The organism is Bacillus sp. FS02, assembly GCF_024398395.1.
GTDB classification, from domain to species: domain Bacteria; phylum Bacillota; class Bacilli; order Bacillales; family Bacillaceae; genus Bacillus; species Bacillus altitudinis.
Map to the genome: position 1 here is coordinate 1600351 of NZ_CP074101.1, position 12572 is coordinate 1612922.

The window sequence follows — 12572 nt, forward strand, 5'->3', positions numbered from 1 at the left end:
GGTACTCGTCCTTCCTAGACTGCAAAGGTTTTCTATCACGCTGAAAAGAAGACAAAGGGCTAAAATCAAGGTCATTTTAGCCCTTTGTCAACAATCTGAAATAAGGTGCTGCTTCGCACCTTATTTTTTATATTAAGAAAAGATCTGATCGATTTCGTTGATTTCTTCTTTTGTTAATTGAACATCGTTTGTTTTCAAGTTTTGCAAGACTTGCTCGGCTCGTTTTGCACCAGGAATAATGGCATCAATGCCTTCCTGCTCCAATAGCCACGCCAGCGCTACATGAGCTGTTTCGGCATGTTTTGATTGCGCAATGGCCTTCAGCTTGTCTACTTTTTCAAGGTTTTGAAGGAAAGCATCACCTTGGAAAAGCGGGTCCTTTGCTCGAATATCATCAAATGTCGCATCCTTTGTAAACTTCCCAGTCAACAGGCCTGACGCCAATGGAAAATAAGGGATAAAGGAAATCCCATGCTCCACGCAGTATGGGAGAAGGTCTTGCTCGGCCTGACGTTTCAGCAGAGAATACTCTGATTGAAGCACGTCTAGGTATCCATCTCGATTAAAGGTTTGAAGCTGTTCAAAATCAAGGTTTGATGCCCCAATTGCCCGGATTTTCCCCTCATTCTTCAATTCCTTTAAAGTACCTGCCACTTCATCCAGCGGCGTGCGGCCATCTGGGAAATGCATATAGTACAAATCAATATAATCGGTTTGGAGCCTCTTCAGGCTGTCTTCGACTTGCTGTCTTAAGAAATCTCGGCTATTATCCAGTTCGATTTGCCCGTTTACCTCTTTATGAGCCCCTTTTGTCGCAAGAACCAGTTCGTCTCTGCCGCCTCTTTTGGCAATGATCTCACCAATCAATTCTTCTGAACGGCCCAGCCCATAAATAAAAGCAGAATCTAAGAAATTGACACCATGATCAAGAGCTGTTTCTACCAGCTCCCGCCCTGCATCTTCACTCAGATTCGGGAATAAATTATGCCCGCCTACTGCATTTGTTCCAAGCCCTATCGGATTCACCAGTAAATCAGTTCGTCCAAGCGTTACTTTTTTCAAAAGCTCATCTCCCTTATCTGCTTAATCATCCTTATTTTCCCATGAATCATTTTCAACATTCAAGTATTCTGCTCTCTTAAAATCAATCTGGAGGTGGACGCTTTGAAAGAAAAAGATTCGTATGATGAAGATACACTTAAACGAAAAGAGGTTCATCACATGACCATTCAAATTGTGATTATCATCGTCATTCTACTTTTAAGGTCAGGCAAGGAAAAAGAAGTTCGTCCAATCAAACTTCTGATAGGTCCGATGATTTTATTAGCTGTTCTTTCTTATTCATTCATGCAGCATGTGCAAATCACTGCTACCGGCCTGCTCGTAATGGCAGTCTTTGTACTTGTAGGTTTTGCAATCGGGCTATGGAGAGGTACACTATATAAAGTAACATTTGATCGTCAGTCAGGGCGTATTACTGCCGCAAGCTCTCTCTATGGAACCCTTTTTTTCATTGGGGTTATCCTGATACGTATGGCAGTTGGCTCATTTGTTCAAGACGGCGGTCATTCGCTGATAATCTTTGCAAATGGCCTGACATTACTGCCAGTCGGAAGCATGATTGGATTGCGGTTCATCCTTTTTAAAAAATATATGGCCCTCAAAGCATCTGCAGCCATTTAACTGACAGACAGGAGTTTTACACATGAATCTTCAGAAACCACTCGAGCTTTTAGGTCAAATGAGACGAAAAGTAGTGTTAGGTCTTGTGTTGACGTATATGTATATTCAAATGTACGAGCCACTTTCTATAGGCGAATTGGTGTTTCGCACCTTCGCCTATTTGGTGTTTCTTCTTTGTCTTTTTCCAAAAAACAAGCTGGCACCTAAAAAGCAATTTTCCATGCTCTTCTTGATGTGGATACTGACACATCTCCTTTGGATCGTCACAGGACATCTGCAAGACAGTATCGGGCTCACCTTTTTTATGATTGGTTTTATTGCTTTTCGTTTTTCAGAGGCACATCATCCCTATTTATTCGGACTGATCTTTCTCACCAGTGGTGTAAGTTACTACGTGAATGGGCTTTCTTGGAGCATGGTCATCACCCTTCCATTATTCCAGCTGCTTGTGTATACCATCGTCTTGATCTCTAGAATGCGGCGGCGGGAACAAGAATTAAAGGAAGAACACTTCGGAGAACTTCAGCTGGTTCACCGTGAATTGTCAGACGCACATGAGAAATTGAAACAGGCTCATATCGAACTGGAAGAAGCGACGGTTCAGTCATTGCAATTTGCTGTGCTGGAAGAGCGAAGCAGAATTGCACGGGATTTGCATGACAGCATCGGCCACCAATTAACGTCTATGATTGTGCAGCTTCAATCTCTGCCCTACCGCTTAAAACAAGAAAAACCTGAACAGATGGCTCAAACATTTGATGAACTGATCTCCATTTCTAAAAACTGTCTCACCGAGGTCCGTTCCGTTGTTCATCATATGGCGTCAGATGATGCAGGACTTGGTCTTGCAGGACTCCGCAGCTTAGTGAAACAAGGAGAAATGACTGGAGAGCTTGAGCTTCACTTTTATACCGATCAGCTCACATATAAAAAATGGCCGCTCGCTATATCTGAACTGTTCTATCGTGTTTTGCAAGAAGCGATCACCAATACAATTCGGCATGCGCAAGCGACCACGATGAGTATTACATTATGTAATGATGATAAAGAGCTCATCATGCACATTGAAGATGATGGATATGTAAACGGCGGCAGCATATCATACGGGTTTGGCCTGTCAGGTATGAAAGCCCGCTGTGAGGCAGCAGGGGGAAATCTCAAGACCTCCATTCGTGATCCACATGGCTTCTCTATACTTGTTCAAATCCCAATCAAGGAGGATACCCTATCATGAAAAACCCTATTTCAATTGGCATAATTGATGATCAACCGCTGATTCGCCAAGGATTTCGTTATATTGCAAGTGCTCAAGAGGATATTGAGGTTATATGGGAAGCGGCAGACGGTCAGGAAGCAGTGGACCTTTGCGCTAGCCGCAAACCAGATGTCCTACTGATGGATGTCCAAATGCCTAAAATGGATGGTATCACAGCAACAGAGCACATTTTAAATCAGCAGCCTGATATCAAAGTTGTCATTCTGACGACCTTTGATACAGAAGAATATGTCTTTGACGGAATCCGTGCAGGAGCAGTCGGTTATTTACTAAAGGACACATCGCCGGAGGACTTAATTGAGGCCATTCGAACGGCTTTTGCTGGCAAATCTGTGTTTAAAACAGCAGCCTCCGAGCATATGATGGCCCAGGCCCTTCAACAGGCAAATGATCGGCACCACACTCATTTTCTTCAAGAATCTTTTACAGAACGGGAACGTGACGTCCTGCAGCAAATGGCTTACGGCTTAAAGAATGAAGACATTGCTGATCAGTTATTTATTAGTGTAAGTACGGTAAAAACGCATGTTCATCGCATTTTGCAGAAATTAAATGCACAAGATCGGACACAAGCTGTCGTCTTCGCTATTCGTCATCGCCTTGTGAAATAAAAAATACCTCCACTTCAAGAATTTTATACAAAAAACATTTAAAACCCATGATAAATAGATAAATTAATTCTTATTAACTAGTATATTCTACTTATTAAATTCCGTTTTTTATAGGTATTTGTGTAAAAATCTATCAAAGATAGGGACTAAAACCTATTCCTCATCACGAATGAAATTCGATAGAATGAATAGTGCAAATCGTCATTAGGAGATTTCCCCCTTTAACACCCGAATATACCATTCTATCTGTTTCTTTTTTCTCAGTCAGATAGCGGGAAGAAAATGACGAAAGAAAAGCAAAGGAGCATCAACTGTGAATCTTAAAAAAATAAGTGCACTCCTCATGATTTCATTCGTGATGATCATCTCTGCAGCCTGCCAGAGCTCAGCAAAATCAACAAAGGATGACCAAAAATCAACAAAAACAGCAGAGGTAAAAGTGAATAGCTACGAATATACGTTACCAGAAGACTCAACAACTACCTTGCGAGACAATGAATTGGTGTTAAAAGTCAACCTGACGATCACGAACAAAGGTGACAAAGCCCTTTCACTATATAACTCTGATTTCACCCTTTATCAGGACGATGCCAAAGTCTCTGATTTAAAATTCTACGGCAGTAAAGACCGCCTTGATCTTGGGTCATTGAACAAAGGGAAATCACTATCAGGAGCTCTTTATTTCCTAGTAGATAAAGGCAAAAAATATCAGTTCGTGTACCAAGATAGCATCAAGAAAAACAGCGATTCGATCGAAATTGAACTAGATGGCGAAAAGATACTAGATACAGCGAAAAAGCTAGATAACCCAGCAAAAGCGCTATCTGCTTATACAGATCTCATTGTTTTTGACAAAAAGAATGATCAATTCTCAGAATTAACAGGTGACAATCAATCAGATGTCGTTAATAAATATCACGAAATGTTTGTGAAAGACTTTAAGAGAAGTGCGGGCATATATGGAAACGAAGTCAGTGACCGCGATATTTTATCCATGTACAAACGCATGCAAAATACAATGAAGGATAAAGCGAAAGTAGAAACAAGTGTGAAAACCATCTCAGATGACGAAGCGAAGGTTGTCGCTCAAGTAACCGGTATTGATGCTTCTAACTTAAAAGACAAACTCGACAAACAAAGAGATGAGTTTTACAACGGCAAAATCCGTTCGAAAGAAGAATTGTATAAGAAAAGCTTGAATATGTACGCATCTGAGTTTGAAAAGCTTCCTCCAGTCTCAAGCCCTGCTGAGTATGAAGTGAAAATGAAACGTAACGGAGATGGTCAGTGGAAAATTGACCTCAATGATTATAATACAGAGCAATACATGAGTGGTTTTATTAAAACAAGATGATGAAAAAAAGACGCTGACTCCTTGAAAGGTGCCGCGTCTTTTTTCATGCTATGATACAGTCGTCTCTTGCTCTTCTTTGACCGCTTTTTCAATGTCTTTAAATCGGCTCGATACAGTGGACGCACTAATGCCATACTTTTTAGCAACTTGTGCTTGAGAAAGCGGGGCATCACTTGCAAGTGAATGAATATAATATTCGATTCCCGCAGCAAATGACGCCGCTTTACGGATCACAGGTGCTTTCTGATCACAGTAAGCTTTCCAAACCGTTAAAGCGCCATCTGTCAGGCTTTGGTCACCGTGCTCTTTCATCCCGTCTTCAATCAGCTTGGCTGTTTCCAGCTGAACATCACTAGCCCAGTCCATCCGATCTGCTGATAGTCCTACTGTACTTCCTTCTGTTTGAGCAGGCGCTTCTGTTTCTTCAACTTCTTGCTTCGCAAACATACACTTCAGCACTTCAGGGAAGACTTCTCTCATAAATGTACTATGTGCTCCTCCGTTTGCCTCATGTGCTTCAACGAGCTGGCGAACTTGAAGAAGAAGCGTATCAGTAAACTCTTTCGCAAACATCGTATATTGAATGAAAAACTCTGCTTTTTCTTCAAACTGAACAGGGAAACCTAGAACAAGACTACCTTTCTCTGGCAGCACAGTTTGATCCGGCTTCACATCAACTTCAACCTTCTCAGCTGTCACCATATTCTCAAAGTAAAGAGACTCGTCCGTTTTTTCATTTAATAAAAGCAAAGATGGCTCCATGTCTGTCCAAGATTCAACCACTTGTCTTGTTTTAGGACGGGTAATATCTTCTGCTTTTTTTGTCAGGAATTCTTGGAAGATGGTCTCTTTCTTATCTGTTAATGGGCGGAAGAAAATGCCCCATACACTCAAATGAAAGACTGAGATTTGTTGCGTTTCTTTATCCATATCTGCTAGGAAAGAAAACTCATTAATGAATTGATTGATCGCTCTCTGATGCTTAGAGAACGCATAATTCATTAAATCCTTTTGAACTTGTACAGCTTCCTTAAACACAAGCTCAGACGTTTGTTCTCCGCCTGACTTTTGACCACAGCAATGTTTATATTTTTTTCCGCTTCCGCATGGGCAGAGCGCATTTCGTTTAATTTTTCCCAAAATAAAACCTCCGACATTCTAGTCTAACCTCACTATTTTAACAAACGATTGCACAGGAGAGTTTTATTTTCAAGAAAAAAGAAAAATCAGAATGATCAGATAAATAACAAAGACGTCTAAAAGAGCAAGGCGGCTCATAGTCAAAAGCACTCTGTCTCTGTTTATTTTCTCCAATCATTCCAATAGATTTCCCTCAGCTCATCCCTTCGAATAGCTGCTTTGCTTCAAAATAAAAGATTTGCACGAACTTTTTCGTATTGACTCTGCCTGTTGACCCTGCAGATGAAGAAGTCTTCTGCATTTCTTTCATTCTTTGGCTGACATCAGTGAAATCAAAAAACTTCGACGCATAGTGCTCAAATTTAGGATTTGAAAAATCTGTGAGCCCAAGTGATGCGAAATGATTTAAGGAATGATGGATGGCTCGTCTAATTCGCTGCTCTGCTGCTTTCACTTCCCGCATTACTTCCACATCCGACGCACCACGACCAAGCTTTCGTTCCGCCGTTTTGATAAATAGCTGCTTTAATGGCGGAAAATTCACCTCATGAGAATTGGCTGTCTGCGTTTCATGTAAGTAGATCAAGATCTCTAGTAAATCCTTAGAGCCACTCTCTCCGACAATTCCTAATTCAGATAGGAGGAATTCCCCTGCCTCTTTCATCGTTCTTCGCTTTGATCCAGTACCTGTCTCATGAGAAAGCACTGGCTCTAATGGCAGCACATGCCGAAGAGAAGCTTGAATATCGTAAATTGATTTTTCGAGCTTGATCCGCTCCATGACCTTTCGAATGACACTGACAATCTCAATTCGATTGACGGGTTTATGAATATAATATTCAATTCCAAGTTCATAGGCTTCTGCCATCATCTCTTTTGCTTCTACTTGAGATATCATGATGACCTTTCCTTTGAATTCAGGGTGAATATGACGTATGGTTTGAATGCCGTCTCTAGCTGGCATTAAAAGATCAATCAGAAGGATGTCTACTTTTTTCAGGTTCAATGAATGCGCTTCTAATCCTATGCCGTCATCAGCTTCATCCACGACCTCTCCTAGATCCTCATCCTCAATGATCTGACCTAAAATCGAGCGTATTGCACGATCATCATCTGCAATGAAAAATCGCATACACTCACCCTCTCTGTATTAAATTTTTTATCGGAAGGACAAGCTGAAAAGCTGTTCCTTTCGTTTCTTTTTGCTCAATCTGGATTTGACCGTCCAGCTCTTGAACCAGCTCTCTCACATAGGATAAGCCAATCCCAGTTGACGGTGTTCCATATGCATCAAATTTTGAGGTATATCCAGGATCAAATACAATCTCTCTCAATTTCTCAGGAATACCCGGTCCATCATCCTCAACCCGAATCTCTATTTTATCATGACTCCCTTTTAATACGAGTGAGATGGCTCCATCATCCTTGATTGCTTCAACTGCATTTGCCATTAAATTATTAATCAGCGATAAGAAAATGAACACATGATACTCATGCAAGTGAATGCCTTTTATATCAGATGTAAAGGAAATGTTCTTCCCGAGAGATAGCGCATATTTCTCTTGAATGCGAATCACGATTTGAACAAGATCCTCTGCCCTCATATAATCTTGCATATTCTCCTTGGAAATTAGCTTTGAAAGCCCAGCGTAAATACGCTGATTGTCCTTTTTGACTTCATGTATTTCCCCTGCAAGCTTGAGCAGCTCCTGACTCACTTTCTTTCCTGCCTCATGTTCATTCAGCAGACGATAGAGCCGATAGGATTCTTGCGTTATGTGCTCTGTATGATTTAACGTTTTCTTTAAATGAACTGTTTCCTCATATAAATTTGAAATGACCATCATCATATGCTCATTTTGCTTCATGATTTGTTTCTCTCTTGATTGTGCCTCATACAGCCTCATCATATTAAAAAAGCTGATGACCACGAAGCTGTGAGCAAATGCAATGAGGATCATATCACTCAGCTTTGAGAAAGTCATGGTTGTATCAAACACTAAAAATTGTACAAACAGCTCAACAAAATCAGCAAGCAGTTCAATCATCAGTCCGATCAGCCCAATAAAAATGGAACGCTGCTTAAAACGTCCTGTACGGACAACAAAGAAAAGAAAAGCATAAGTAAAGTAAAAAAAGAAGCTCGGAAACTGCTGATAAAATGACAGAGCCAGATCAGCTTTTTGCTGAATAAGATCTAAACCTACCCGAAATAGGACAATGGCTGCGCCTGTTAAAAAACCTGGCAGCAATGGTCTTGATTTTCTTAAAAGTAATAAGCAAAAGAAAAACGCAGGTGCCCCAAAACTAATACGAAATGTTTCATTCACAGGATAAAACTTCAGCTCTCCCGCAAGCGGCACAATGACGATCATAAAAATCAAAATAAATGCGTCTTTTTTGACAAGCTGGTTTAAACTCAAATGACTGACATCCCTTCCCCTGTTTACATAGCCACAGTATACAAGGAGACTCTTTGCTTCACAATGAGCAAAAAAATTATTTTCACGGCTTCTTCTCTCTTCAAAATCATTTTTTATGACTATTCTCCGAGAAGGCATGGTGACCTTTCAGCTATTCTACATTTGGAGATTGTCTACAATAATGGGAATTGTTTAGACAATTGCATACGGACTGATTTTTATTTGTAAGTTTTTCTGTAGATTTTCGTCAGATTGTGTAGTTTCCAAGATAAATTGAATGAACAATTTTAGTGAAACTATATGTAAGCGTTTTCTGAATTTTCACTAAAAACCCTTTTTGTTGTTTCGCCGCCAAAGCCTTCATTTGAACATATATTTAGGTGTAAAGGAGTGGTACAAGCAGCGCATGACAAGTTCTTTGAAGATGTGTAACATGTTTTCGTGCCTATTTGATCGCATTTTTTGTCATCCGCCAATTCAATAGGGTACTTTTTGATTTTTGATTGGAGGAATCGTATGAAAACAGCAATTTCTAATAATACACAACACGCATGCCAGTCTTCTGTTGATCAATGGGCAGAAGAAATACGTCCGTATTACAAAAACGGGCAGAACGCTGGCTACATTCCAGCACTCGGAAAAGTAAATTCCTCTCAACTTGGTATCAGCGTGATAGGCCCAGATGGATCATCTGTACGTTTTGGTGATTGGGACGTTCCCTTTACCCTGCAAAGTATCTCAAAAGTCATCAGCTTTATAGCTGCCTGTTTAGGAAGAGGCGTTCCGTACGTCTTGGATCGGGTAGATGTAGAGCCAACTGGTGATGCATTTAATTCCATCTACCGCCTTGAGATGCATAAACCAGGGAAGCCCTTTAATCCAATGATTAATGCTGGAGCTATTACCGTATCCTCCATCCTTCCTGGAAAGACTTCTACAGAAAAGCTAGCATATATTTTCGATTTAATCGAAAACTTAATAGGTAAGCGTCCTTCTGTTAATGAAGAAGTTTATCAATCAGAATGGGCAACTGCACACCGCAACCGGGCACTTGCTTATTATTTAAAAGAAACCAATTACTTAGAATCAGATGTCGAGGACACGTTAGAAGTGTATTTAAAGCAATGTTCCATTGAGGTTACAACAGAGGACATCGCCTTGATTGGACTGATTATTTCAAGTGATGGCTACCATCCCTTTAAACAAGTCCAAGTCATCCCAAAAGATATCGCAAGACTAACAAAGGCATTGATGCTGACATGCGGCATGTACAATGCGTCTGGTAATTTTGCTGCTTTCGTAGGCGTTCCAGCCAAAAGTGGTGTGTCTGGAGGAATCATGGCTTGCGTTCCGCCAAGCGCAAGAAGAGAATTCCCATTTCAGACAGGCTGCGGTATCGGCATTTATGGTCCTGCCATTGACGATTGTGGAAATAGTATTACCGGTGTCATGATGCTGAAGAAACTCGCCAAAGAGTGGGATCTCAGTATTTTTTAAAGAGAACAGTGATGAAATCGAAGAGGTGATGTTATGAACGAAAAAGCTTTGCTATCTTATTTAACAACTACAAATGATTTTATTTGGACTTATCTAATCATTGCTCTGTTACTTGGAGTAGGGGTCTACTTCACATATAGATCACGCTTCCTGCAAGTCAGAATGCTGAAAGAAATGCTGCGTGTTCTAAAAGAAGGAAGAAAAGAAAAAGAGGGAATCTCACCGTTCCAAGCATTTGCCATCAGTATGGCAGCACGTGTCGGAACAGGGAATATCACAGGGATTGCCATCGCTATTGCGATCGGTGGACCTGGCGCAATCTTCTGGATGTGGATCGTAGCGATTATCGGTTCTGCTTCAAGCTTTGTTGAAAGTACACTAGCTCAGGTGTATAAAGTAAAAGATAAAACAGGATTCCGCGGTGGACCTGCTTATTACATGGAAAAAGGATTAAATAAGCGCTGGATGGGGATTTTATTTGCCATCCTGATCACGATCTCTTTTGGGATTGTCTTTAACGCCGTGCAATCAAATACAATCACCGTCGCTTTTAAAAACTCTTTTGGCCTAGATCGTTTAACTGTCGGAATCGTTATGGCTGTTATTTTTGCGTTCATTATTTTCAAAGGGATCAAAGCGATTGCAAAAGCATCTGAATATATTGTCGTTTTTCTTGCCGTTGCTTACATCGGGATTGCTTTCTTTGTGATTATCACAAATATCACTGAACTACCAGGTGTCATCAGTACGATTGTGAAGCACGCTTTCGGATTTGAACAGTTTGCCGGCGGTACATTAGGTGGAGCATTGTTACAAGGGATTAAACGCGGTCTCTTCTCAAACGAAGCCGGTATGGGTAGTGCCCCTAACGCAGCAGCAACTGCTGTCACGAGCCACCCCGTCAAACAAGGATTAATCCAAGCATTTGGTGTGTTAACAGATACGTTAATTATTTGTACAAGCACAGCCTTTCTTGTTCTGTTCTCTGATGCGTATAAAACAACCAATCTGGAAGGAATTGAGCTAACTCAGGCTTCATTAAGCCAGCACATTGGCCCTTGGGCTTCTGGATTCCTGGCGATCATGATTTTCTTATTCGCTTTTAGTACGTTAATTGGTAACTATTACTATGGTGAAACGAACATTGAGTTCTTGGGAGCGAATAAAATTTGGCTCAACATCTATCGTGTTGCTGTCATTGGCATGGTTCTTTTCGGAGCTGTTGCGACTGTTCCTCTCGTTTGGGGTCTAGCCGACTTATTCATGGGTCTCATGGTCATCGTCAACCTCATTGCCATTACCATGTTGTCCAAAGTCGCCTTTGCAGCACTGAAGGATTACATGAGACAGAAAAAAGAAGGCAAAGATCCTGTTTTCTATAAAAACGCTGTTCCAAACAATGAAGAGATTGAATGCTGGGACGACGAACCTGTTTCCTTGAAAAAGAATCAAATCGGATAAAACAAATAAGCTCTGGTCATATGATCAGAGCTTATTTCTTTATGTTAAAAATTCGAGTATGAGCTTATTCACGACATCTGGCTTTTCATGATTGATCCAATGGGTGGCATCATCGACAAAAATCAGCTGTCCATTTGGGCAAATTTTGATCGTTTCTTTTGCGAGCTTTCTGCTTAGAAACTTGTCCTCCATTCCCCAAATCATTCGGACAGGCACGAGAATTCGTTTGGAAATCGGTTTTTCAAAGCCGCCTTTTTTAATCGCTCGATACCAATTCAACATGGACGTAATGGCTCCCGGCTGCGTCCATGCCAGCTTATAGCTTGAGACATCTTCCTTCGTGAACAGATGAGGTCTAGCAGACAATCCAATGGCTTCATCCAGTCTTTGAAAGTGATTTTCTTGAAGGGCTGCCTCTGGTACATTTGGAAGCTGAAAGAACGCGATATAAGAGCTCTTCTTCCACTGCGGCGGATAAAACGGAAGGACCTTCATCATCACACGAGGATGCGGCATGTTGACGATGATTAATTTTTCTACATATTGAGAACGGGTTGAAGCAAGATGCCAAGCAACAGCTCCACCCCAATCATGTCCGCCGACAATGGCCTTTTGATTTGGGCTCAGCGCCTTAATTAATCCCACGATATCATCTCTTAATTTGTCTAAGACGTATGATTCGACTCCTTCTGGTTTGTCACTCAGATGGTATCCCCTTTGATCAGGAACAACGACACGATACCCCGCCTCAGCTAGGGGGAGGATTTGATTTTTCCAACCATACCAAAACTCAGGAAATCCATGCAGCAGGACCAGCAGTGGGCCATCTTCAGGACCAGCCATTGCTGTATGGAGCTTTATGCCGTTTGTTTGAATATATTGAAACTCAACTTGATCCATTCCTTTTCCACCCTTTCCCCATGTCTTATCATTCTTCCAACATAGCATATTTTCCATTTTTCAGAAAATAAAAACACTCACAAAAAAACCTTCACAAGGGTGAAGGTCTCAGATTGTTGACAAAGGGCTAAAATGAACTTGATTTTAGCCCTTTGTCTTCTTTTCAGCGTGATAGAAAACCTTTGAAGTCTAGGAAGGACGAGTACTGGCGCGGAGCGAATTTCACA

At 41.1% G+C, this 12572-nt stretch carries 11 protein-coding genes; 6 read left to right on the top strand and 5 right to left on the bottom strand.

Annotated elements, in window-relative coordinates; translation table 11 throughout:
* Window positions 1–132: 132 nt before the first annotated feature.
* Entirely contained in the window at window positions 133–1062 is a 930-nt protein-coding gene (locus KFQ09_RS08020; RefSeq protein ID WP_144626385.1) for an aldo/keto reductase, read from the bottom strand.
* A 93-nt stretch (window positions 1063–1155) separates the two neighbouring features.
* Here KFQ09_RS08020 and KFQ09_RS08025 point away from each other — a divergent pair, with 93 nt between their 5' ends.
* The 4 genes from KFQ09_RS08025 (at window position 1156) to KFQ09_RS08040 (ending at window position 4924) form a co-directional block, all read left to right on the top strand.
* On the top strand, window positions 1156–1683 hold the full coding sequence (locus KFQ09_RS08025; protein WP_234781014.1) for a DUF1453 domain-containing protein: 528 nt from the start codon (window positions 1156–1158) through the stop codon (window positions 1681–1683).
* A 22-nt stretch (window positions 1684–1705) separates the two neighbouring features.
* Window positions 1706–2917 carry a sensor histidine kinase gene (locus tag KFQ09_RS08030; protein ID WP_249476535.1) on the top strand — a complete coding sequence of 404 codons (1212 nt, stop codon included), beginning with the start codon at window positions 1706–1708 and terminating at the stop codon, window positions 2915–2917.
* On the top strand, window positions 2914–3570 hold the full coding sequence (locus KFQ09_RS08035) for a response regulator (protein WP_074041729.1): 657 nt from the start codon (window positions 2914–2916) through the stop codon (window positions 3568–3570). The genes KFQ09_RS08030 and KFQ09_RS08035 overlap by 4 nt, the downstream gene beginning before the upstream one ends.
* Window positions 3571–3883: 313 nt before the next feature.
* Window positions 3884–4924, top strand: coding sequence for a DUF4352 domain-containing protein (locus tag KFQ09_RS08040; RefSeq protein WP_039963227.1), 1041 nt, complete (start codon window positions 3884–3886; stop codon window positions 4922–4924).
* A gap of 48 nt (window positions 4925–4972) precedes the next feature.
* On the opposite strand, the gene KFQ09_RS08045 is transcribed toward KFQ09_RS08040, so the two are convergent.
* The 3 genes from KFQ09_RS08045 to KFQ09_RS08055 all read right to left on the bottom strand — a co-directional run bounded on the left by KFQ09_RS08045 (window position 4973) and on the right by KFQ09_RS08055 (window position 8487).
* Window positions 4973–6064, bottom strand: a complete 1092-nt coding sequence (locus KFQ09_RS08045) for an SEC-C metal-binding domain-containing protein (RefSeq protein ID WP_046342543.1) — start codon at window positions 6062–6064, stop codon at window positions 4973–4975.
* 193 nt (window positions 6065–6257) lie between these two features.
* The gene (locus KFQ09_RS08050) at window positions 6258–7196 is read right to left on the bottom strand and encodes a response regulator (protein ID WP_060832041.1); all 939 of its coding nucleotides are present in this window, start codon (window positions 7194–7196) and stop codon (window positions 6258–6260) included.
* Window positions 7197–7200: 4 nt separating this feature from the next.
* Window positions 7201–8487 (bottom strand): ATP-binding protein, encoded by a 1287-nt coding sequence (locus tag KFQ09_RS08055; RefSeq protein WP_017358607.1) that lies wholly within the window; start codon window positions 8485–8487, stop codon window positions 7201–7203.
* Window positions 8488–9003: 516 nt separating this feature from the next.
* On the opposite strand from KFQ09_RS08055, the gene KFQ09_RS08060 reads away from it, so the two are divergent.
* Both KFQ09_RS08060 and KFQ09_RS08065 read left to right on the top strand, forming a co-directional pair.
* On the top strand, window positions 9004–9984 hold the full coding sequence (locus KFQ09_RS08060) for a glutaminase (RefSeq protein ID WP_017358608.1): 981 nt from the start codon (window positions 9004–9006) through the stop codon (window positions 9982–9984).
* Window positions 9985–10017: 33 nt separating this feature from the next.
* A complete protein-coding gene (locus tag KFQ09_RS08065) occupies window positions 10018–11445 on the top strand; it encodes an alanine/glycine:cation symporter family protein (RefSeq protein WP_017358609.1) in 1428 nt (475 codons plus the stop codon).
* Window positions 11446–11484: 39 nt separating this feature from the next.
* Here KFQ09_RS08065 and KFQ09_RS08070 read toward each other — a convergent pair whose 3' ends face one another.
* Window positions 11485–12345, bottom strand: a complete 861-nt coding sequence (locus KFQ09_RS08070; RefSeq protein WP_041508187.1) for an alpha/beta fold hydrolase — start codon at window positions 12343–12345, stop codon at window positions 11485–11487.
* Between the last annotated feature and the right edge of the window lie 227 nt (window positions 12346–12572).

Excerpts from the sequence above, each read along its gene's own strand:
- KFQ09_RS08030 (WP_249476535.1), top strand. The coding sequence starts at position 1,706 with ATGAATCTTCAGAAACCACTCGAGCTTTTAGGTCAAATGAGACGAAAA.
- KFQ09_RS08035 (WP_074041729.1), top strand. The coding sequence starts at position 2,914 with ATGAAAAACCCTATTTCAATTGGCATAATTGATGATCAACCGCTGATT.
- KFQ09_RS08050 (WP_060832041.1), bottom strand. The coding sequence starts at position 7,196 with ATGCGATTTTTCATTGCAGATGATGATCGTGCAATACGCTCGATTTTA.
- KFQ09_RS08060 (WP_017358608.1), top strand. The coding sequence starts at position 9,004 with ATGAAAACAGCAATTTCTAATAATACACAACACGCATGCCAGTCTTCT.
- KFQ09_RS08065 (WP_017358609.1), top strand. The coding sequence starts at position 10,018 with ATGAACGAAAAAGCTTTGCTATCTTATTTAACAACTACAAATGATTTT.
- KFQ09_RS08070 (WP_041508187.1), bottom strand. The coding sequence starts at position 12,345 with ATGGATCAAGTTGAGTTTCAATATATTCAAACAAACGGCATAAAGCTC.